The sequence below is a fragment of the Bacteroidota bacterium genome, from assembly GCA_016715425.1.
Lineage (GTDB): Bacteria > Bacteroidota > Bacteroidia > Chitinophagales > BACL12 > JADKAC01.
Window position 1 is genome coordinate 780,745 of the sequence record JADKAC010000005.1, and the last position, 21,760, is coordinate 802,504.

Below are 21,760 nucleotides of genomic sequence, written 5' to 3' on the forward strand. Positions count from 1 at the left end.
TCAAATAATTACATGAGCAAGCAAAAATCAGATTTAGGAAAAGGTATCAGAGCGCTTCTTGAAAACATGGAGTCGGATACTTCTTTGGATTTAGCTGCTCAGCAAAAATCAGACAGTGCGAGTACAAATTTTATAGCATTAGATCTGATTGAAATAAATCCATTTCAACCTCGTGCTGATTTTGATTCAGAAGCTTTGGAAGAACTCTCCGCTTCCATTAAAGTGCATGGTGTAATTCAGCCAATCACCGTGCGTAAATTAGATGATGGGAAATTTCAACTCATCAGTGGTGAACGCAGAGTTAGAGCTTCTAAACTTGCAGGATTAAATGAAGTGCCAGCTTATGTGCGCACTGCAAATGATCAGGAGATGTTGGAGATTGCACTTATCGAAAATATTCAGCGTGAAGATTTAAATGCAGTTGAAATTGCAATTCATTTAAGCAGATTATTAGATGAATGTACTTTAACTCATGAGCAGTTGGCAAGTCGTGTTGGAAAAAGCAGAAGTACAGTAACTAATTTTTTGCGATTATTAAAATTGCCACCGGATATTCAAACCGGATTAAAAAAGAAAGAAGTTACTGTAGGTCATGCGAGGGCACTTATTAATTTAGAAGATCCGATTGGGCAAATTGCAATTTATAAGGAAGTGGTGAAAAAAGGTTTGTCCGTGCGTGAAACTGAAGATTTAGTGCGCACTTATCAAAAAAGAAAAATTAAACATCAAAAACCAGTTACCGGAAGTTTACCTTATGCCCTCAAAAAATTGCAGGATGATCTTGCAACTCAATTAGGTACCCGTGTAATTGTAAAACGCAATTCACTTGGTAAAGGTGAAATTCATATTTCATTTTTTTCTGATGACGATTTGTTTCGTATAAAAGATCTGATGGATTAGATTTACTTCTGTAAATGTCTCGAGTAATTATATTTTTCTGTTTAATTTTTCCTGTACATGCTTTTGCGCAGGAATCGGATTCTTTACAGGCATCTGTAACGGATACTGTAGAATTTAAAATGGATACGATAGGCATTGTTACACAAAAAAGTTTTTGGAATGATGATCCACATTCTCCAACTAAAGCAGCGTTGCTAAGTTTGGTGCCCGGTATGGGACAAGCATACAATAAAAAATACTGGAAAATACCCATCGTATATGCAGGGCTTGGTGTTTCTGGATATGCTATTTGGTTTAATGCATATTATTATAATGATATAAAAGATGCATATTTAATTAGAACAGATGGGGATTCTACAACCACAGATGATTATGTGGTAACCATACCTTCTGAAACTTCTTTATTGCAATATGCCGAGTATTATAAAAAAAATCTGGACCTGTCTGTTGTTATTTTTTCTGCGGTTTATATTTTAAATATTGTGGATGCAGTGGTGGATGCGCATTTGTTTTCTTTTGATATTTCTGATGATCTCAGTTTACAATTAAAACCTTACTATAATTTACCGTTGTATGCATCCAATGATTTCAGAAATTCAAATGCGTATGGTGTCAAACTTAAATTTACTATCAAATGAAAGTAGCGCTTATCGGTTATGGTAAAATGGGAAAGTCTATCGAAGAAATCCTGAACCAACAGAATGATACGGTAGTACTTAAAATTGGAAGTGGTAATATAGATGATCTCACTAAAAGTAATTTGCAACAAGCGGATGTTGCAATTGAATTTACAGCGCCACATTTAGCGGTGCAACATATTCAATTATGTGTGGAAGCAGGTGTGCCTGTTGTTTGTGGAACTACAGGTTGGTCAGCAGATTTAAATACCATTACTAAATATTGCAATGCGCATAATAGTAAATTAGTACATGCACCAAATTTTAGTATTGGTGTAAATTTATTTTTTGAAATAAATAAAATTGTTGCTGCAATGTTTTCATCTCATCCGGATTATAAATTATCAATTACTGAAATTCATCATACTGAAAAAAAAGATGCACCCAGTGGCACTGCAATTCAGTTGGCAAATATTATTATGCAATCAAATCCGATTTTTAAATCGTGGGTAAATAATAGTTCTGAAATAAATTCAGAAATTCCAATTACATCCATTCGTGAACAAGGAGTTCCGGGAACACATAGCATAGAATATGATTCGGCGGTTGATACAATATCACTTACACATGTTGCTAAATCAAGATACGGATTTGCAAGTGGTGCGGTGCTGGCAGCAAAATGGTTGTTACAACAACCATCCGGTGTTTACACAATGCGTGATGTTTTAAAATTGCATTAATCACATTTCATCTTATCTGCGTTGTAATACAAAATTTTTAAAAGAAAAATAAAATCAGCTTTCAGTTTTTAATTATTGTTCTGAATACTATTTTCCTAACAACATTTTTTGAATAAGTAGTTTTTTATTTCCTGTTTAAATTGGAAGTTTTGTAAATCATTTATTCATTGCAAAAAAAAATTATAATCACCAACATGCAATTCACATTTAAAATATTCCTTATTACATTTTTTGCATCAATATTTGCAAATGATATTTATGCGCAAACAAAAATTCAAGGTCTTCAGTCAATTGAAAATTATGTCAGCACTTTAAGTAAAGATGCTGACTTGTTAAATGCAAGTTGGGGTTTTTGTTTAATGGATCCAGTAAATGGATCTGTGTTGAGTTCCTTTGATAAAGAAAGAAGTTTGATTCCTGCAAGTGGTGTTAAAGCAATTACTACACTCACTGCAATGGAATTGTTAGGTGCGAATTATACCTATAAAACAAAGTTGGAATATGATGGTGAATTAAGTAATGGTGTATTAACCGGAAATTTATATATCAGCGGAAGTGGTGATCCTACTTTGGGTAGTAATAGAATGAAAGGATACAATCGCTATGATACACTTTTGCTAAATTGGGCTGCTATAATTCAGCAATATGGTATAAAAGAAATACAAGGTTTTGTAATTGCAGACACTCGTGTTTTTGATGATGAGTTTGTTACAGGAAGTTGGAATTGGGATGATATCGGACAATATTATGGTAGTGGTGCAAACGGCTTAAATTTTTTTGAAAATATCTATACATTATATTACAGCAGTGAAAAAAAATCAACCAAAATTGATAGTGTGTTTCCAAAAATTAATGCACTTGAATTTGAAAATCAAGTAATCGCAGGCGGGTCTGGAAATAACGCTTATATTTTTGGTGGTCCGGATAGTTATAAAAAAACAATTACTGGGACAATACCTGTAGGAGTTAAAAGATATGAAGTGAAAGGTGCAATGCCTGACCCTGCAAAATTTGCTGCAGATGAATTTGTAAAAGTGCTGGAATTAAAAGGAGTAAAAGTGAAGAATGGTGCGTACGTATTATATCAAATGACTCCAATAACTAAATTTAGTAATGCAAAAAGAGAAACTATCTATACACATACTTCTGCGAATTTATTGGAAATTATAACGGAGACAAATAGTAAAAGCATTAATTTATATGCGGAGTCAATTTTAAAAACTATTGGTAAAGAAAAATTATTATTGGGAAGTCGCAATGCAGGCATAAAAGCTACCAGAGATTTCTGGACAACAGCAGGTTATAGTTTACGAGGTTTTAATATGGAAGATGGAAGCGGCCTATCTCGATTGAATGTAATGACTACTTATCAGATGGCTTCTTTTATGATGTATGCAACCAAGCGCAGTTATTTTTCCGATTATAAAAAGTCAATGGCGGTTGCTGGTGTTTCAGGAACATTAAAATCAATGGCCAGTGGAACAGCAGCGCAGGGAAAAATCTTTGCAAAAAGTGGAACCATGTCTAAGGTGCGTTCTTATACAGGATTTGTAGAAGGTAAATCAGGAAAGATTTATGTGTTCAGTGTTATCGTAAATAATTATACATGTTCCTCCACGGAATTAAAAAGCAAATTGGAAAAGCTTATGATTTTGATGGCGGGGTTGGAGTAATAGATTGCAATGTAAATTCCATTTTCTGAATTAGCGTATCCAGTGATTTTATTTCTTTAAAATCTTCACTCGAAATTATAACTTGAAAAGTGTTATTGTGCAATAATACAATTGCGGGAAGTGATGTTGTAATAAGCGGGTATTCTTTTTTCAATTCATCTTTATGCAGAAACAAAATCTTGTAGGGTAATTTATTTGTGTACTCTTTCCATGTTGGAAGCATTCCTTTTAAATCATAGGTAATTGCACATAAATCGCAAGGATAAGTTTTTGGTGAAATAGATTTATGTATTAAATCAAACAAGCCATTTAATGTTCCTGAATTGGCATTATAAATAAAAAGTAATGTATTCTTCATGATTAAATATTCCTATGATTGTTCACATAAAAGCTTAGCCACAACGCTCTTGAAAATCGGAATAAATAAGGTGAAATAAGTATATGAATTATCGCCATTGCGATAAACGACCAAAGTACTTCTATTTTAAAAACAAAAATGAAAAGACAAATAAGTACAATACTTAACAGTACGCCAACCGCATAACTCATCCACATTGCGCCAAAATAAAAACCTGTTTCAGGATTAAAGTTTAAATTGCATTTCGGGCAATACCGGGGCATCTCTGCAAGTGATTTTAGTTTATATGAATTGGGTTCAATAAATAAATTGCCGGTTTTGCATCTCGGGCATTTTAAACGCAATGCCACACCTAATTGACTGTTACGAAAAGACATGTTGCAAAAATAAAAGGAATATATTTGACGTTAGTACACGAATGAAAATCACACACTGTTTCTTACTTTTCTTTTCTGTATCCCTTACTTCCATTGCACAGAAATATCTGGATTATTATAATGATGCAAACTATCTAAAATCCATTGAAGCCTGCGATAAAGTTTTAGAAAAAAATAAATCAGATCTTCAGGTTTACTTATATAAATCACTTGCCTATGCTCATTTAGGAGCTGATGCAATAACTCGGGATGGAAATAAACCTGCAGCAGAAAAATCGCTTGGTGCTTTGCAGGTAATTCAGTTGAAAGATAAAAATCAAACCTTTATTCAGGCGCATTCCTCCAAAGTAGATTCTATAATTATGCTTACAAGAACTGCAGCTTCGTGGTTTTTTGATAATAAAGATATGTGGCATGCCGGCCGCATAGTGGATTTATTAATTAAACTATCTCCCGACGCAGAAGTATATTATTTATATAGTAAAATTTTAATGGAACAAGGTGAAACGTATGATGCAACAATGCAATTGAATTATGCCGCCCGTGATATTTATTTAGATTATAAAAACGGAAAAAATATTGATCCGGATTTAATACATATTTTTTCAGAGCTGGCAGAAGGATTATATCAAACCGGTGATTTACATTCTGCAATTACAATTATGGATCGCAGTCTTTGGATTTTTCCCGGTGCTGAAAGTAAAATCAATTTTGTTGTGTTTATACAAACTGTCGCAGATGATATTGTAGATAATGCAGCGGATTCTATATACACTACTTTGCTTTTTAAATTGGATTCTTTAGAAACAGTTGGAGCCGGTCACAATAATAATTTGCGATGGGAATTAATACAAAATAGATTGTATGCTGAGGCTTCAGAAGATATTACTTTATGTGAAACAGATATTGATATCAATGCAATTTACAATGGCTATGATGAAGTAATTCGAGATTCAATTATCACTTTTTTAAATACGGAAATTATTCAATCCACTTTTATTCAACTCATGTATGGCAAAGGAGCAGTTACTTTGGATACATGTGTTGTGTCGGCACTTATTAATTTGAATACAATAGAGCCCCAACTCACCGGAAAATTAAAGGCAATTGTTGAGGATGCATTTAATAGAAATGATTTGCATACAGCCGCTATATTAGTGTATGTGTATTCAACTAAAAAGAAATATAAAAATGATTGGAGTGTATGGCGGAGTACAATCATTACTGAATTGCAAAATAAATATGAGCAAGTGGGTTATGATTTAGAATTACGCAAACTGCTATTTTTATTTGAAGATGAGCCCGTGATTAAAAAGTTTACATACACTACTTCGCAGGAAAAAGTAAGGGAATTAATTGGAGAAAAACAATTTAGTAAAGCAGGAGAAATTTTACGCATCCTATTGCAGCAAAACCCAAATGATCCGGTTACAAAATCACTGCAAAAAGAATGGGTAATTGCAGACTATAAAAGCAATTATGTAAACATTTCAATATCAGATGAAGACTTAAAATGGAATGGAGATTTCACAACTTGCAATGCAGGAACTATCAGCAAGGAAGCACAACAAATTTTTATTTCGGCACTTAATTATTATCGCCGATTAGCAGGTGTTCCTGATAGTTGTGTGTTGAGTGATTCGTTGAATATATTTTGTCAGAACGCTGCTTTTGCTATGGATGCAAATAATGCATTATCTCATGGCATTGATACGAAGTGGCAGTGCTATTCTATTATGGCAAACACAGGTGCATCTAATTCAAATTTATCACTCGGTTATCACAGCACTTCTGCTTTGTATGGACAAATTGAAGATAGTGGAAGTGGCAATCAATCGGTTGGTCACCGCCGTTGGATTTTAAATCCCTATCGCAAAGTATTCGGACATGGAAGTACACCAGATGCAATGGCACTTTGGGCATTAGGCGGACGCAATACAAATTATCCGGGTGAGGTTACAGAAGTGTTTAAATATCAATATGTATTGTGGCCACCACAAGGTTATGTACCAGCAAATTTTATTTGTAGTCGTTGGTCGGTGTCTTTGGCAAATGCAGACTTTAGCAAAGTACAAGTAAAGGTAATGTTGGGTAAAAAAAATATTCCGGTTACTATTTACCCATTAGAAAACGGCTATGGACAGCCGACACTTGTTTTCAATATACCGGATATTGATTATTGGTTGCAGGCAGAAATAACTTACTATGTAGAAATTACCGGAATACATATTTATAATCAACCGGACATAGATATAAAATACTCAATAACCTTTATTCCAATTGAACCATAATATAAATCCATAGTATTAAGGTATCTTTGTTTATCTATGAATCTTTTCCTTCTCATTTTAATAATTCTTGTTGGTCTCGTATTTATTTTTATTGAAATATTTCTAATACCGGGTACGTCAATACTCACTATTTTGGGAATTGGAGTTGTTGCTATTGGAGTTTTTCTTGGATATACGGAATTTGGAAATACTGCAGGAAATTTATTGTTAATTGGAAGTATCATCGGCACAGGAATAATTTTATACATCGGCTACAAAAGAATCAGATCCAAAAAATGGGCATTATTTGCAACCATTGATGGGAAAGTAAATGATGAAGATATTTCAGAATTTAAAATCGGTGATATAGGAACGAGTTTTACAGCATTGCGTCCGGAAGGGTTTGTAATTTTTAGTAATGAGAATCGTCAAACGGTATATTCCTTAGGTGAGTTTATTGATAAAAATTCAGAAGTAGAAATTGTAAAAATTGATCAGAATAAAATATTTGTTAAACCAGTAAATAATTAATTATGGAAAGTAGTCAGATTCTTTTAGTTGTATTTGTAATCATTGGTATCATCGCATTGATATTTGTGTTTGCATTGTTGCGTATGTTTCGGCTTTGGTTGTCGGCACAACTTTCAGGAGTGCGCATTAGTTTATTGCAACTCATTATTATGCCATGGAGAAGAGTGAATCCATCCATAATTGTTGAAACATTAGTAACCGGACATAAAGCAGGAATTCTGTTAACCCGTGATCAAATGGAGGCGCATTATCTTGCAGGTGGAAATGTGAAGCGTGTTGTAAATGCAATGGTAAGTGCAGACAAAGCAAATATTCCATTGGATTTTAAATCGTGTACTGCAATTGATCTTGCAGGTCGTGATGTTTTTGAAGCAGTGCAGATGAGTGTAAATCCAAAAGTAATTGAATCACCACCGGTAACAGCAGTTGCAAAAGACGGTATTCAATTAATTGCAAAAGCAAGAGTAACTGTGCGTGCAAATATTCAAAAATTAGTGGGAGGTGCCGGTGAAGAAACTATTCTTGCAAGGGTAGGTGAGGGTATTGTAACTACTATTGGTTCTGCAGCAAATCATAAAGCAGTATTAGAAAATCCGGATACCATTTCTAAAACGGTATTAGCTAAAGGGTTGGATTCAGGAACTGCATTTGAAATCTTATCTATTGATATTGCAGATATAGATATTGGAAAAAATATTGGAGCTGAATTACAAATTGATCAGGCGAATGCCGATAAAAATATTGCACAGGCAAAAGCAGAAGAACGCAGAGCAATGGCTGTTGCATTAGAACAAGAAATGAAAGCATTGGCACAGGAAGCAAGAGCAAAAGTGATTCTTGCAGAAGCAGAAATTCCATTGGCAATGGCAGAATCTTTCCGTTCAGGAAATCTTGGTATCATGGATTACTATCGCATGAAAAATATTCAGTCAGATACTGATATGCGTGATGCATTAAGTAAAGGCCAAAAAAAGGATGATATAAAATAATATTTAGTCGTTAAATTTGCAGCTATAAATGGCCCCGTAGCTCAATTGAATACCTGCCTGCCGGCAGGCAGGGAGTATCTGACTAAGCGATGAAGTTCTTTGTATATATATTGATAAATAATACCGGTAGACATTATATAGGAATGTGCAGTGATTTTGATAAGCGGTTAATTGAGCACAATTCTGGAAAAACAAAATCTACAAAAGGATATCGTCCATGGAAATTACTTTTTAAGGAAGAACTTCCAAGTCGTTTAGAAGCAAGGGCAAGAGAAAAATATTTTAAAAGTGGTATAGGAAGAGAATATATTAATAAATGGCCCCGTAGCTCAATTGAATAGAGTATCTGACTACGGATCAGAAGGTTCCAGGTTTGACTCCTGGCGGGGTCACTAAAAAAGCGAAGCGAAAGTTTCGCTTTTTTTATTTATGCATTTCGTACAAAGCAAAATATTTAGCATTAACTTTTTTAAAAATAAATGAGGTGCAATTTTTTTTTGAAATATAGTTGATTGCAAAGTGCAGATGTCGAAAAGTATTTTTAAGATATTATTGAAGTAGCTCAATTGAATACCTGCCTTCGGCAGGCAGGGAGTATCTGACTACGGATCAGAAGGTTCCAGGTTTGACTCCTGGCGGGGTCACTAAATTTCTTTTTTTTGGGCAGAAATAGAGCAAGGTCAAGTTTAAAGGGGGCCGGAAAAGCGAAGCGAAAGTTTCGCTTTTTTTATTTATGCATTTCGTACAAAGCAAAATATTTAGCATTAACTTTTTTAAAAATAAATGAGGTGCAATTTTTTTTTGAAGTATAGTTGATTGTAAAGTGCAGATGTCGAAAAGTATTTTTAAGATATTATTGAAGTAGCTCAATTGAATACCTGCCTTCGGCAGGCAGGGAGTATCTGACTACGGATCAGAAGGTTCCAGGTTTGACTCCTGGCGGGGTCACTGAAAAAGCGAAGCGAAAGTTTCGCTTTTTTTATTTATGCATTTCGTACAAAGCAAAATATTTAGCATTAACTTTTTTAAAAATAAATGAGGTGCAATTTTTTTTTGAAGTATAGTTGATTGTAAAGTGCAGATGTCGAAAAGTATTTTTAAGATATTATTGAAGTAGCTCAATTGAATACCTGCCTTCGGCAGGCAGGGAGTATCTGACTACGGATCAGAAGGTTCCAGGTTTGACTCCTGGCGGGGTCACTAAAAAAGCGAAGCGGAAGTTTCGCTTTTTTTATTTATGAATTTTTCATCCTTATAATTTCATCCTGCCATAATTTTTTAAGGCATCGAATTCGACTCAATTAAAATTGAGTTATTAAATATCTCCACAACTTTAACGAATGAGATAATACTAAAATAAAGGGTTTACTTATAAAAAAAAACAACCCCTACAAATTTGAATTGTAAGGGTTGTTTTTATTTTTTTAATAAGTACCTCAAATTATTCTTTCATAATTTTTTGAGTAATTATTTTATCCGCTGTTTGCAGTTCTAATATATACATACCTGTTGCAAAATTTTCTAAATTAATATTGATTGTTTGCGAATATGCAGGTAATGTTTTTTCAATCAATAGACTTCCGGTTAAATTATAGATTCTAATATTTGCATCATTGTTCAGCTCCTCAGAAATTTGTAGATAAATTTCATCTATAGTTGGGTTAGGATTCACATACATTTCCAATTCAAATGTATCAGCAATTTTACATGATGCTGTTACAGGAATAGATCCGGAAGACTTGGAGCAACCAGTTGAAATAATAGTAACTAAACATCTATAAACACCATTATATTTTGCTACATAGGTGCTGTTAGTAGCACCGGCAATGGTTGTGCTTCCACGCATCCATTGATAGCTTCTATCCGGCTTGGGAATTATAGATAATGTAACACTATCACCTGGGCAAAATGTAGTAGCACCATCTGCGGAAATTATAGCAACGGGTGGCTTAGTAACATTTACGATAATCGGAGTTGAAGTTTTAGTAATGCCACATGCATTAGAAACAATACATCTATAATTACCTTTTTTAGTTACTGTATAATTTTCATCTGTTGCTCCCGGAATATCTGTTCCATTTCTCCTCCATTGCACTGAAGTTCCATCATGTGTAGCGGTTAAAATAACTGAGTCGCCTTGACAAAAATTAGTAGTATCGGATGCTGTAATGTTTATGGTTAGTTCAATGCTGCAAAATTCTTCATCAAAAAATGTAATACCTTTTATATAATAATATTGTGGCGGACTTATATCAAGTTCTCCGGGCAAAGCAAATACAACCGGCAATTCATACGTATAATCATTGTCAATTGAAACTGAAGACATAGTGGGATAATATGCAGAATTTGCATAATCTGTACCTTCAGTAATATTTAATTCAACGGTATAATATCCAGTTTCCACTTCGTAACCCATTGCATGAATATCCGGCGCAGAGTGTTCATCATATAACAATGAATCAGACATGGCCCAGATCATAAATATTCTTTCCCCATTTGCAGTGCGACTAATTTGCGGATTATAAGTTAGTTCAACGAAGCCAATATTGATTTTCGTTAAATTACTGAAGCCAATTTTTTTTGCAGTCCAGTCAGAACCATCGCTAACAGAAAAGTGCAGCATTACTTCATGATTTGAATAAGTATAAAATAAAGAATCAAAAGTATTAGAAGATAAGCCACTTGAAACTGCTGCGAAAATATTCAGCCTTCCATCTGCATCTACTGTAGCATCAAATTCATTGAATGACGGTTTAATTGGACCGGCTCCGGCATCAGAAGGGATTAGCCAATTTTGTATTTCTGTAAGTGAAGAAAGATCAAACCAAGGGAGGTAGGACCAAGTGCCCCCTGCATCCTCGGTTTTGAGTATCGTTGGCTGTAAATTATGTATCGGATCAGAATTTAATGTGCCGATAATTATAGTATATCCTATAATTCCCTGCTCATTAAATACAGTCATACACTTCGGATTTATTCCTGCAAGTTCACCATTGGTCATATACCAATCCGGAGCAATAGCAGTAGAATTAAATTCAAATGAATTTATACCACCAATAAATGTGGCTTCATTGATATAGACAGTGTCAAGATCTAAATTTATTTTACAATCCCATAAACTTCCACTTGCGTAAGCTTGGATTCCGTATGCAATATAATCATTAGATAAATTATTTTCAGAATAATAAGACTCCTTAATTTTTGCTCCATTTAGTTTTTGTGAGGCATTTACTGTTGCTCCCCAAGATCCTGTTACTGGCGTAAGGCACGGGCCATGTGTTACAAAGTATGCAGCATTAGGATTTGTATTTCCGGATGGGTTCCATAATGCACCGCTTGGCACTCTATTACCAGACATGCCTGTAGTACCTGCATTATAATTAGGTGTAAGGATTTGATTTATTGTCCATGTAGCGCCGCCATCCGTTGAATAATCAAATGCTAATCCACCTGAACCACCTGGTGTTCCATCGTTCTGGCGATGTACAAATGCGATTGTATTTATATCTGGGTTATAGGAAACCTGGCCTTGTTCAGAATTAAGAATTGAATATAAATTGTAGGAAGTACCGATGGGAACAAAATCCACCGCACTTCTGAGATAATTATTCAGGATGGGATTTTCAGTATGTTTTAAATTAGTTGATAAAATTCCATCAGGAGAAATCAACGATTGTGTTTCCATTAATGGTTGCTGCCCGTAAGTAATTAAATTGATAATTAATAGTAAGGTAAGTAAGGTAAATGTTTTCATATAATAAGTTTTTGTTATAACAAATCTAACCATTAAGTATAAATACTAATTTCAAATTAAATTATTTTGTTATTCAACAAATAAAAATTAAAATTTGTGACTTTTAAGGTATTTCGATATTTTAATAAAATCCCTAAAACAAAAACCCGATAGAAACAGAGTAGCGAAAGCCTCCGGCAAAAAAATCGGTTCTTCCGGTTGTTGTTATTTCACCTTCGTTAACCAGTGTACTAAAGCCAGGATATTTATTTGCTAAAGCTTGATAGAAATCCTGAACTAATTCATTTTCAGAAGAAACAGTAGAACTCAAATTAATATTGGTAGAATAAAAAGACAATGCCGGACCCATTAGTAAAAGGTCAACAGACCAACGCTTATAAAAAATAAAATGATATCCCACTTCAAAACCTGCCTGATAAATATTTGCCTTTACATTCAGATCTACACTTACCGAATTAGAATCAATAAATTGAAAGCTGTTTTGTTTATCGAAATGATAAAACGCTAAAAAAGGTCCTATATAAATTCCTCTTGGTGCACTAAATTTATTTTCTTTTTGGGGATAAAAACGGTAATCAAAAGCTATTTTAAAACCTTTGTTTTGATTTTCTTTAGATAAATAAAATCCATCTGCTGCTAATGAATCTATTGTGGGCAATGCGGCGGCTCCGAACTCAATTGACATACTTTGCTTATTGTTAATTATCCTTTCATAACTCATGATGAACGCCTTATCATAAATTGCAAATGAACTCACGTTGAGCTTTATATTATTTTTAAATTCTGGAAGGGAGTCCTTAAGGAATGGGTCTTGTGCATAGGAGCTGAATCCTAAGAGAATCGTGATAGAAAATATCAAAGTGTTTCTCATTGTATTAATAATTTGCTAAGATAAATGCGGTTTAAATCTATGATTTATTATTAAACCTCAGGAACAATTATACCGAATTATTTAATAAAACCTTATTACTTTTGACGTTATTATCAAAAAATCAAATCATTAAATTATGAGAAAAAAAATAGGAAATTTTAGTTTCTTATTAATCCTTGCAAGTTTAGTAAGCTGCCTTCCACCATATCCTACCAGTGATGAACTGTATAGCGATAATTTTGTGGTAGTTAACAGAGACACTACAGTTGACTTTAGCAATTATGAAACTTATGCCCTTCCGGATTCACTGTATTATTTAAATGAAGATTCTGTTTGGACAGCTTTTAATCAAGATAATGCAGAGCAGGTTTTAAGTACAATTCAAGATAATATGAATTCTCGTGGATTTACTCAGGTGGACAGAGATGCAGATCCTGATCTTGCAATTTTAACTACCGTAGTTACATCAACAACTATTCTATTTTATCCCGGGTCATATTGGGGTTATTGGGATTGCTACTACTGGTATTATTACTGTGGCGGCTGGTATTATCCAAGTTATCCTGTTATTAGTACTTATACTTCAGGTTCTTTTATAATGGAGTTTGCTGATTTGAAAAATGGAGGTAGTGCAGATAATGAAGCTATTCCTTTAAACTTCTCAGCCATTATATATACGCTTACAGAAGACAGTCCGCAGTTTAATGTAAACAAAGCGATACAGGGCGTAAATACTGCATTTGATATTGCACCTTACTTACAAACGAATTAATAAATCTATATAAATGAAAAAAATATTTTTATCAATAGTACTTTGCGGAATGTTACTTTCAGCAAGTGCGCAAGAACGAATTTCTTTAAACTGGTTAATGCACCAACCTTTAGGTAGTACTGCGGATTATATCGGAACTTTTAATGTACGTGGTTTTGATTTTCAATATCGGTATTTAGTTAATCCCAATATTGGGGTAGGTTTCGATGTAGGGTTTAATGCATGGTATGAAAAACAAGAAGCTCAAACGTATGTATTAACCGATGCTACTACGGTGAATGCAACATTCTATAATTATATAAATACATGGAATTTGCATGCAGCAGGTGATTATTATTTTGGAAGTAGTTCAGCAAAAGTGCAGCCTTCTGCAGGTTTAGCTTTAGGTGTTTCTTCTGTGAGTTTAGAAACACAAGTGGTTGACTATATACTTACAGATTATAATAACTGGCCGTTTAGTATTTCACCAAATGTGGGTGTTGCAATTGCTATACCTGGTTCCGGAGCAGCATTTAATTTAAATGCATTCTATACGTTCACTACTTATGATTATAAACAAATAATTAATAATTTGAATTATGTAGGATTCAGAGTTGGTATTACATGGTTATAATAAATTTAAAACTATTGTATAAAAAAAGAACGACTTCGGTCGTTCTTTTTTGTTTTATAAAATTACTTTTTTTATTCTTTTCCATCCGGAGTATTTGAATTGCAAGATGGAAGTAATTGCATCATTTGATCTCTGCCCCAATCGGGTGAAATATCAGTTGCGGGTTTAAAAGATTCATACTTTTCTTTTGCAGTCATTAGCATCTCGCATCCTTTATCTTTTCCTCCACCATATTGTTCCGGTGTATAAAATAAACTTTGCCCCATCATTAAATAAGTTCTTGGATTTTCAGGATCAAGCTCCATTGCTCGAGAAGTAAATGCACCACTTTGCATTCCGTATTGCATTCCTCTGTTCATAGGGTCCACCATAATTCTTCCTGCCAACACCATTCCTTTTAAAAGTACTATTTCAGAGTTGTTTGGATTGATAGAATCAGCCTTGTCCACATATTTTTGAGCTATATCTAATATGCCATCTACTTTGCTTTTATCTTCTGAAAGAAAGCCCATAAAAGTTCTGGTTAATGCTGCATAATAGTAAGGTAGCCATTCGGTTTTTTCAGCAAGTGCAATGCGTTCAAATTTATTTGAAACAGTTAATAGTTGTTCTGCTGTGCTGTCGGTTGCAAATTCAGCAAGTGTTTTTTTCATTGCATCCAAATATTTTGGACTCTGTGAAAATGCACTAATACTAAAAGTGCAGATGATAAGTAACAGGTTGATTTTTTTCATTATGATTTTGTTTTAAAAGTTTAATCCTTTAGAATCCATTTTAGATTGATTTACAATGCTAATAAACATGCCAATAAAAACCGTTTGTTTTAATGGTGGCATATCTGTAAATACAACTCCGGGATCCTGATAAGAAAATTGATATCCATAAATCTGGTCGAAGCCAAATACATTATTAAAGGAAGCAAAAATTACAGTAAAGTTTCCCGCAATCTGCGTAAGGAAACTTGCATTAATACTAATGTCATTATAAATAGGCGAAGTCTGAGTCATAAATCCGGTTTCATTCGGATCGTAATAAGGGAAGCCTGCATTAAACCGATAACTTGCGCCAAACTGAGTTCTTATTTTTGAAAAATATTGTTTGTAAATCACACTTAAAATATGATTTGTTACAAAATCCGGTTGAGCCTCTTCGGGATAATATGAAAATTTTCTTTTGGAATCTATATAAGAATAGGAAACCCAGAAATCTCCATTTTTAATAGTTTTCTTATCCCGATAAAAAATATCAAAACCCTGCGCATAACCATAGCCTTTATTATTTAAATTAAAAATATCACCCGGCTGATTTGTTATAGAACTATAACTGATTAAATCATCATATTTTTTATAATATGCTTCAATGCGAAAGGTGCGATCATTTGTTATGAATTGATAATTTGCAATGTAGTGTGTCGCCTTTTCATAAGTGAGTAAACTATTATCACCCACATATAAATACTGTGCTTGTGGTGATTGATAGAAATCTCCGTAGGCTACAGATATTTGACCACTCTCACCTACCTTGTATGCTAAAGAAATTCTTGGTGCTAAATTGTATTTATCTAATCCCTGATCATATTCACTGCGCACACCAATACGACCTGCAAGATCATTGGTTATGAATATATCTGACTCGGCAAATAAACCGGTGTAGGCTTGCTTTGCATCATATGTAAATGTACCGCTGTATTGTATGCTTCCGATAGATTGTGTTTCTGCACCAAACCGCAATCGTATTTTTTCATTGATTTGATTTGCGATAGAAAGTTTTCCATTAAACGCATCATTGCCACTGCTGAAATTTGTTCCCCCAACCGTAACACTATCTTTATTAAAGGATAAACTTCCACCAACATTTATCGTCCATTTCTTAGCAATAATTTCACGGTAAGAAAGATTGAAATAATTATATCTGTTAATTAAATACACATCATCATAAATATTTTCTTCAGTGCTATCTATGTCAGGATAACTTACACCTAAATCTGTACCTTCAAATTGACCATATAAACGCAGAATACCATTTTTAGAAGTTTTTTGTCGGAGAAAAATATTGCCGCTTAATGCTTCTACACTTTCAATATTATTATAAGTGCGTGGTTTAAAAAGCAAATCATAAAAAGAAAGATTGGTATAATTTATACCTGCACCTATTGCAGTATTTTTAAATTTATGTGTGTGAAATGCACTTGCAAAAATTGGAGAAAGACTAATTGCTGAAGTGGATTGTTCGGGCATGTCGAATGTATTTAAAATCACAGCGGATGAAAGTGCCTGACCGTATTCTGCGGAATAACCACCGGTGCTGAACACAGTTCCTTTAAATAAAAACGGACCGAATCTTCCTCTGCTGGGTATATCGGGTAAGGTACTGTAATACGGATTTTGAACAGGCACACCATCAATAATAGTTACCGTTTCATAACCGGTGCCACCTCTCACATAAAGTCCATCATCATTACCAACCGAAGTTACACCTGGCAATGTTTCTAATGCGCCATAAATATCTCCATCAGCACCAGCCGTAGTAACAATATCCAACGAACTAAATACAACAGATTTTTTTTCATCACTTGCTTCAAACGCACCTGCTGTAATCAACACTGCATTTAATTCATTAAAAGCTTCTTTTAGAATAATATTTAATTCTATAGTCTCTCCTTGCAAATCAAGTGTATCTGAAAATTCTACATATCCAATAAAACTTGCAATCAAAATAAACGCACCTGTTTCATCAGTTGTAAATTCAAAATTTCCATCAAGATCTGTAGTAGTGCCATCATAGGAATCTTGTAGAATAATATTTACTCCGGGAATTATTTCTTTCTTATTGCTTTCAACATGTCCTTTAATTATTGTTTGCGATTGCGCATTGAGTAATAAGAATAGAAAGCCTGAAAGAATAAATAGGTTTAAACGCATTAATGAGTGGTTGTCTTAGTGCAAAATAACTACACCAAATTACAATTTTCAAATGCAATGAAAACAAATGTTTGTTTAAACGGGATGAATTGGCAATTTTTACGGCTGAATAAAACAATTGTAAAATGAAAAAAACTGTATTTATAACAGGAGCAAGTTCAGGGTTCGGAAAGGCATGTGCTGAATTATTTGCGAAAGGAGATTATAGATTGATATTGAATGCAAGAAGAATTGATCGCCTGCAAAACTTAAAAGCGGATCTTGAAAAAGAATACAATGCTGAAGTATATCTTTTAGATTTTGATGTGCGCAATAATGATGCAGTTGTAAAATCCATTCAATCACTGCCAACTAATTGGCGAAGTGTAAATATTTTGATAAATAATGCAGGGCTTGCCGTGGGAAGAGATTTATTTCAGGATGCTGAATTAGATGATTGGGAAAGAATGATTGATACTAATATTAAAGGGTTATTATATGTTTCAAAAGCAATTATTCCATGGATGATTGAACAGGGTGGGGGACATATTTTAAATGTAGATTCCTTAGCAGGTCATGAAGTATATCCGATGGGAAATGTGTATTGTGCTACAAAGTATGCGGTAAAAGCTTTGAGCAAAGGAATGCGTATTGATTTATTACCGCATAAAATAAAAGTTTCAAATATTTCTCCCGGTTTAGCAGAAACTGAATTTTCTGTGGTGCGATTTAAAGGTGATACAACTAAAGCGGATGATGTGTATAGTGGATTTACACCTTTGAGTGCGATGGATGTAGCAGAAATAATTTACTTCACGGCAACAAGACCTGCACATGTAAATATTGAAGAGGTTACTATTTTACCAACTGCACAAAGTGATAGTCGTACAGTTTTAAAAGAAACAAATAGCAATTGACTATAAAGTTCTATCAATTAAATAATGAAGAACAAAATCAAGGAATAATTTTTATAATTTTTAATTCTACTCGCTGATTTTTTTTGCGGCCTTCTAATGTTGCATTTTCTGCAATTGGAAATAATTTTCCATAACCTTTATAAGTTACTCTTGATGATTCCACACCTTGCTGAATAATAAACTCAGCTACATTTTTTGCTCTTGTATCTGATAGCTGCAAACAAAAATCATCCTCCGGCAAACCATTCGTATGACCACCGATTTCAACATAAATATTAGGATGTGTTTTTAAAAATTCTGCAATTTCAATCAATTGATCTTTGGAAGTTTCTTTGAGCGTTGATCTATTCGCATCAAAAAAAACATTATTTAAAGTGAGTACTTGCCCTTCACGAATAGGAATCATTTCAATGTCCTCATTCTTCTCTCTGAAATTATTTTGTGTGTTATATTCTTCTGTTAGTTCATCCGTAATTTCTTGAAGAAGTGTATCTTGAATAGTAGTTTGATTCTGTAATTCTGTATAAGATTGTTTTATTAATTCGGAAATTTCTGTGCTATCACCTGAATAATTTTTTAGTTTGGAATTTACTTCTTGCTTTAATGTATGCTTAATTATTTCTACAGGATCAGTTGCATTATAATCTAAATTCAATGTAGAGTTTTGTAAATCCGGATTTGTAAGTAGAGGGAAATAACCTTCTTTTTTAATAGTGATAGAATAACTTGAATCAGGAATTATCATTGCATATTTTCCATCAGCATTTGTAAATTGTAGTATCGGTTCTATATTTATTAATCCACCATATTCCATTGTTGCTTCCAAAGTTTTGCCACTCTCTTTATCAATTATTTTTCCGGTGATTAAAGCCACAGGCTCCGGTTGAATTTCTTTTGGCAATGCAATTTTAAATAAGTCTGCACCACCCATTGAATTTTGTCGTGAAGAAAAATATGCATAATCACCGGATGCAGGAATAGTATAATAAAAATCGTCGTATTTAGAATTAATTTGTTGACCAAGATTTTTAGGTTCTGACCAATTCAGCCATGTATCATCCAATCGTTTGCTCATATACATATCGAATCCACCAAAACCTGAACGGCCATTGCTGGCGAAGTATAATGTTTTATTATCAGCAGCAATAAAAACACTGCCTTCTGTTGCGGCTGTATTAATTATTTTACCAAGATTTTTCGGAACAGTCCACACTTTATTTTTTTGTAAAAAACTGATATAAATATCCATATCACCATAAGTATCACCTCTTTGAATGGCAAGAAATAACACATTGCCTTCTGCATTTAAATGATAACAAGAAAATTCATTCCTGTTATAAATATCATTTATTTTTAGAGTAGTTGGAAATGTCCAAACATGCTCTTTTTCAATGCTCATAGAAACACGTTGACCTGCACCCGGATTTTTATAATCATTGGCAAGTGCTAACGATTTTCCATCGGCAGCAACCCATGCTACATAATTATGATATTCATTATTTAATGGCTCACCAATATTTTTTGCTGTAGTCCAATTATTATTATCATCTAATGTTGATACCCAGATATCATCACGTTTCTCATCACCGATATTTTCATTGTGTTTTTTACGAGCAAAATATAATGTGTTTCCATCCGGTGAAATAATTGGTAACATATCATCTGCTCTCGAATTAATTAATGGTCCTAAGTTTTCTGCGGGAGAATTATATGAATAAGGAATTGTATCAATTACTGCTTTAATAAATTCCTGACTTTCACTGATGCCGATACAATCCAATTGATTCATTCCAGCAATTGCTTTTGTATTTAATTCAACACGAATTGCTTTCACAGAATAATCAGTAAGTGGAAAAATAATATTTTTTATACCACCGCCAATTCCAAATCTTGGTTGAATGATATCATTTTGATAAAGAATATATTTTTTATTTTTTGTATCTATTGCAATCACTTTATTAATTGCACCCGGACAATTGCTTTCTCCAATAGCAACCTGAGAAATTTGTTGTGGAATTTCAAAACCTACTTCAATAAATTCACCCGAAGAATTATCCATTGTTGCAGGTGCCCATGCCATTGGACTTTCACCCCATGCAGGTAATTTATTTGGTGCACCAATAATCATTTTTGCACCGTATGCATTGCGACCGTATTCAGTAGAGAATTTGATTACCTCATTTGCCCATTGCACTTGTTGTGCATTTAATTCAATTGAAAAACCAATTAGAAAAAATAGAAATAATTTTTTCATGATAAGATTGCTAAACGAAAATCTGTAAGGCTTTAGTATCACTGAATAGTGGTGGGGGGCTCTTTGGGTTCATCCACTACTTCATAGTCTGTATAAGTGGTTTCACCAGCCCTAGTATTTCCATCATTAAATGCAGATGATTTTTTTCTATTCAATAAAATATCTAGCACCTGATCTGTTGCTTTAATTCCACTTATTATCATATTAATCATATAGAAGAATGCAAAGAAGCCAATAATAAATTTTAATACAGGAGTATTATAAATTTTTCCAATAGTTTGCAATATCCATTGTTGTACAGAAAAATTAGAAATTTCAGGTTGAATTAAAGTAGCAATAAATAAAACAATACATGCCATTAATAAATAACCATCATATCGCATTACTTGAATGCGTTTGCGTTCATAATTCAATACTGCTCTCCAGCGATTGCGCTCCAGGTTACCGGCAATAGTTGCATAAATTACAAAGGTGCCTATAATAGCATATAAAATTGAAGTGAATGTATAGCCGCCTTGCATTTGTTCCACAGTTTTTAATGCAGTAATCGTAACAAGAATATAATAGCTTGCAGTTTTAAATATCAGGAATGTAAAGTCCTTATCAATACCAATAGCCTGAAGCAGGTTGGTAAAAATTGAAGCGATGAATTTCCAGGCAGTAGTGAAGACAATAACAATTACACCCAGATAAAAATGAATTCGAATAGCGCCATAAACTATCGCAAAGATAAAAACGAGAAAGTAAAGAATTGGATTCTCAATAATATATATATTGAATCAGGTGCTTTTAATTGAAAGATATTCCTATGTAATCCATTTCTAATAGTCTATGTTTTTGCAAAAGCTAATGCCTCCAAAATATTGGAGGCATTTAGCTTCTGCATCACATTGGATCTCATTTCAAGGATAGCAGGGTTTCCAATTGAAACTGCTCAGAAATTTGCTGTATTGGTGTGGAACTAGCTATGGCAATCAGCAACTCCTCTTCATAAAAGCTCAACTTGGCTTTTGTTATTACAGCATCCTTTTTCGACATTTTCAATTGTTTCATACAGCAAAGCTATTATGGGTAATGGTAGACTGGAAACCAACTTTAGTCTCATTATTTGGTTTCTGAGGCCTTTTTCCGGATAAAAAAAATGGAAATAAGTGGTTAAAAAATGTGAATATTTTAATAGCTAAATAACAGATATTCAAATAACTAATATTAAATTGGCAAATA

Annotated in this window: 19 protein-coding genes and 1 tRNA gene; 12 read left to right on the top strand and 8 right to left on the bottom strand. The window is 33.6% G+C overall.

All coding sequences use genetic code 11. The annotated features are described in order from the left end of the window. Positions 1 to 12: 12 nt before the first annotated feature. The 4 genes from IPN31_09105 to dacB all read left to right on the top strand — a co-directional run bounded on the left by IPN31_09105 (position 13) and on the right by dacB (position 3,930). Complete coding sequence (locus IPN31_09105; GenBank protein ID MBK8682045.1) at positions 13 to 900, top strand: ParB/RepB/Spo0J family partition protein; 888 nt, start codon at positions 13 to 15, stop codon at positions 898 to 900. 14 nt (positions 901 to 914) lie between these two features. Further along, positions 915 to 1,538: a hypothetical protein gene (locus tag IPN31_09110; GenBank protein ID MBK8682046.1), complete on the top strand. Its 624-nt coding sequence runs from the start codon at positions 915 to 917 to the stop codon at positions 1,536 to 1,538. Next, a complete protein-coding gene (dapB, locus tag IPN31_09115; GenBank protein MBK8682047.1) occupies positions 1,535 to 2,257 on the top strand; it encodes a 4-hydroxy-tetrahydrodipicolinate reductase in 723 nt (240 codons plus the stop codon). Before IPN31_09110 ends, dapB begins: the two co-directional genes overlap by 4 nt. 194 nt (positions 2,258 to 2,451) lie before the next feature. Next, complete coding sequence (gene dacB, locus IPN31_09120) at positions 2,452 to 3,930, top strand: D-alanyl-D-alanine carboxypeptidase/D-alanyl-D-alanine-endopeptidase (GenBank protein MBK8682048.1); 1,479 nt, start codon at positions 2,452 to 2,454, stop codon at positions 3,928 to 3,930. Here the strand turns inward: dacB and IPN31_09125 are convergent. After that, positions 3,902 to 4,288 (bottom strand): GTPase, encoded by a 387-nt coding sequence (locus IPN31_09125; GenBank protein MBK8682049.1) that lies wholly within the window; start codon positions 4,286 to 4,288, stop codon positions 3,902 to 3,904. The two genes, dacB and IPN31_09125, sit on opposite strands and share 29 nt — an antisense overlap. A 2-nt stretch (positions 4,289 to 4,290) precedes the next feature. Then, on the bottom strand, positions 4,291 to 4,665 hold the full coding sequence (locus IPN31_09130; GenBank protein ID MBK8682050.1) for a DUF983 domain-containing protein: 375 nt from the start codon (positions 4,663 to 4,665) through the stop codon (positions 4,291 to 4,293). A gap of 41 nt (positions 4,666 to 4,706) precedes the next feature. On the opposite strand from IPN31_09130, the gene IPN31_09135 reads away from it, so the two are divergent. From IPN31_09135 to IPN31_09155, 5 genes are all read left to right on the top strand, one after another. Further along, positions 4,707 to 6,956: a hypothetical protein gene (locus IPN31_09135; protein MBK8682051.1), complete on the top strand. Its 2,250-nt coding sequence runs from the start codon at positions 4,707 to 4,709 to the stop codon at positions 6,954 to 6,956. Positions 6,957 to 6,992: 36 nt separating this feature from the next. Beyond that, positions 6,993 to 7,466: a hypothetical protein gene (locus IPN31_09140; protein ID MBK8682052.1), complete on the top strand. Its 474-nt coding sequence runs from the start codon at positions 6,993 to 6,995 to the stop codon at positions 7,464 to 7,466. 2 nt (positions 7,467 to 7,468) lie between these two features. After that, positions 7,469 to 8,455, top strand: coding sequence for a flotillin-like protein FloA (gene floA, locus IPN31_09145; GenBank protein MBK8682053.1), 987 nt, complete (start codon positions 7,469 to 7,471; stop codon positions 8,453 to 8,455). 89 nt (positions 8,456 to 8,544) lie between these two features. Further along, positions 8,545 to 8,796: a GIY-YIG nuclease family protein gene (locus tag IPN31_09150; GenBank protein ID MBK8682054.1), complete on the top strand. Its 252-nt coding sequence runs from the start codon at positions 8,545 to 8,547 to the stop codon at positions 8,794 to 8,796. Continuing rightward, positions 8,774 to 8,847 (top strand) — tRNA-Arg (locus IPN31_09155). Before IPN31_09150 ends, IPN31_09155 begins: the two co-directional genes overlap by 23 nt. A 1,049-nt stretch (positions 8,848 to 9,896) precedes the next feature. Here the strand turns inward: IPN31_09155 and IPN31_09160 are convergent. Together IPN31_09160 and IPN31_09165 are read right to left on the bottom strand one after the other, a co-directional pair. Beyond that, entirely contained in the window at positions 9,897 to 12,209 is a 2,313-nt protein-coding gene (locus tag IPN31_09160) for a T9SS type A sorting domain-containing protein (protein MBK8682055.1), read from the bottom strand. A 133-nt stretch (positions 12,210 to 12,342) separates the two neighbouring features. Next, positions 12,343 to 13,080 carry a DUF3575 domain-containing protein gene (locus tag IPN31_09165; protein ID MBK8682056.1) on the bottom strand — a complete coding sequence of 246 codons (738 nt, stop codon included), beginning with the start codon at positions 13,078 to 13,080 and terminating at the stop codon, positions 12,343 to 12,345. Positions 13,081 to 13,216: 136 nt separating this feature from the next. On the opposite strand from IPN31_09165, the gene IPN31_09170 reads away from it, so the two are divergent. Continuing rightward, positions 13,217 to 13,852: a DUF4136 domain-containing protein gene (locus IPN31_09170; GenBank protein ID MBK8682057.1), complete on the top strand. Its 636-nt coding sequence runs from the start codon at positions 13,217 to 13,219 to the stop codon at positions 13,850 to 13,852. Positions 13,853 to 13,865: 13 nt separating this feature from the next. Further along, positions 13,866 to 14,465 carry a hypothetical protein gene (locus IPN31_09175; GenBank protein ID MBK8682058.1) on the top strand — a complete coding sequence of 200 codons (600 nt, stop codon included), beginning with the start codon at positions 13,866 to 13,868 and terminating at the stop codon, positions 14,463 to 14,465. Between the two features lie 71 nt (positions 14,466 to 14,536). Here IPN31_09175 and IPN31_09180 read toward each other — a convergent pair whose 3' ends face one another. Continuing rightward, positions 14,537 to 15,199, bottom strand: a complete 663-nt coding sequence (locus IPN31_09180; protein MBK8682059.1) for a hypothetical protein — start codon at positions 15,197 to 15,199, stop codon at positions 14,537 to 14,539. 12 nt (positions 15,200 to 15,211) lie between these two features. Continuing rightward, entirely contained in the window at positions 15,212 to 17,386 is a 2,175-nt protein-coding gene (locus IPN31_09185) for a TonB-dependent receptor (protein MBK8682060.1), read from the bottom strand. 125 nt (positions 17,387 to 17,511) lie between these two features. Here IPN31_09185 and IPN31_09190 point away from each other — a divergent pair, with 125 nt between their 5' ends. After that, the gene (locus IPN31_09190) at positions 17,512 to 18,282 is read left to right on the top strand and encodes an SDR family NAD(P)-dependent oxidoreductase (GenBank protein ID MBK8682061.1); all 771 of its coding nucleotides are present in this window, start codon (positions 17,512 to 17,514) and stop codon (positions 18,280 to 18,282) included. A 37-nt stretch (positions 18,283 to 18,319) separates the two neighbouring features. Here the strand turns inward: IPN31_09190 and IPN31_09195 are convergent, their stop codons facing one another. Next, positions 18,320 to 20,536 (bottom strand): OmpA family protein, encoded by a 2,217-nt coding sequence (locus IPN31_09195; GenBank protein MBK8682062.1) that lies wholly within the window; start codon positions 20,534 to 20,536, stop codon positions 18,320 to 18,322. A gap of 38 nt (positions 20,537 to 20,574) precedes the next feature. Next, positions 20,575 to 21,066, bottom strand: coding sequence for a hypothetical protein (locus tag IPN31_09200; GenBank protein MBK8682063.1), 492 nt, complete (start codon positions 21,064 to 21,066; stop codon positions 20,575 to 20,577). Between the last annotated feature and the right edge of the window lie 694 nt (positions 21,067 to 21,760).

Coding starts and splice junctions, on each gene's coding strand:
- IPN31_09135 (MBK8682051.1), top strand. CDS start 4,707: ATGAAAATCACACACTGTTTCTTACTTTTCTTTTCTGTATCCCTTACT.
- IPN31_09195 (MBK8682062.1), bottom strand. CDS start 20,536: ATGAAAAAATTATTTCTATTTTTTCTAATTGGTTTTTCAATTGAATTA.
- dapB (MBK8682047.1), top strand. CDS start 1,535: ATGAAAGTAGCGCTTATCGGTTATGGTAAAATGGGAAAGTCTATCGAA.
- IPN31_09110 (MBK8682046.1), top strand. CDS start 915: ATGTCTCGAGTAATTATATTTTTCTGTTTAATTTTTCCTGTACATGCT.
- IPN31_09160 (MBK8682055.1), bottom strand. CDS start 12,209: ATGAAAACATTTACCTTACTTACCTTACTATTAATTATCAATTTAATT.
- IPN31_09180 (MBK8682059.1), bottom strand. CDS start 15,199: ATGAAAAAAATCAACCTGTTACTTATCATCTGCACTTTTAGTATTAGT.
- IPN31_09165 (MBK8682056.1), bottom strand. CDS start 13,080: ATGAGAAACACTTTGATATTTTCTATCACGATTCTCTTAGGATTCAGC.
- dacB (MBK8682048.1), top strand. CDS start 2,452: ATGCAATTCACATTTAAAATATTCCTTATTACATTTTTTGCATCAATA.
- IPN31_09170 (MBK8682057.1), top strand. CDS start 13,217: ATGAGAAAAAAAATAGGAAATTTTAGTTTCTTATTAATCCTTGCAAGT.
- IPN31_09125 (MBK8682049.1), bottom strand. CDS start 4,288: ATGAAGAATACATTACTTTTTATTTATAATGCCAATTCAGGAACATTA.
- IPN31_09140 (MBK8682052.1), top strand. CDS start 6,993: ATGAATCTTTTCCTTCTCATTTTAATAATTCTTGTTGGTCTCGTATTT.
- IPN31_09185 (MBK8682060.1), bottom strand. CDS start 17,386: ATGCGTTTAAACCTATTTATTCTTTCAGGCTTTCTATTCTTATTACTC.
- IPN31_09105 (MBK8682045.1), top strand. CDS start 13: ATGAGCAAGCAAAAATCAGATTTAGGAAAAGGTATCAGAGCGCTTCTT.
- IPN31_09130 (MBK8682050.1), bottom strand. CDS start 4,665: ATGTCTTTTCGTAACAGTCAATTAGGTGTGGCATTGCGTTTAAAATGC.
- IPN31_09150 (MBK8682054.1), top strand. CDS start 8,545: ATGAAGTTCTTTGTATATATATTGATAAATAATACCGGTAGACATTAT.
- IPN31_09190 (MBK8682061.1), top strand. CDS start 17,512: ATGAAAAAAACTGTATTTATAACAGGAGCAAGTTCAGGGTTCGGAAAG.
- IPN31_09175 (MBK8682058.1), top strand. CDS start 13,866: ATGAAAAAAATATTTTTATCAATAGTACTTTGCGGAATGTTACTTTCA.
- floA (MBK8682053.1), top strand. CDS start 7,469: ATGGAAAGTAGTCAGATTCTTTTAGTTGTATTTGTAATCATTGGTATC.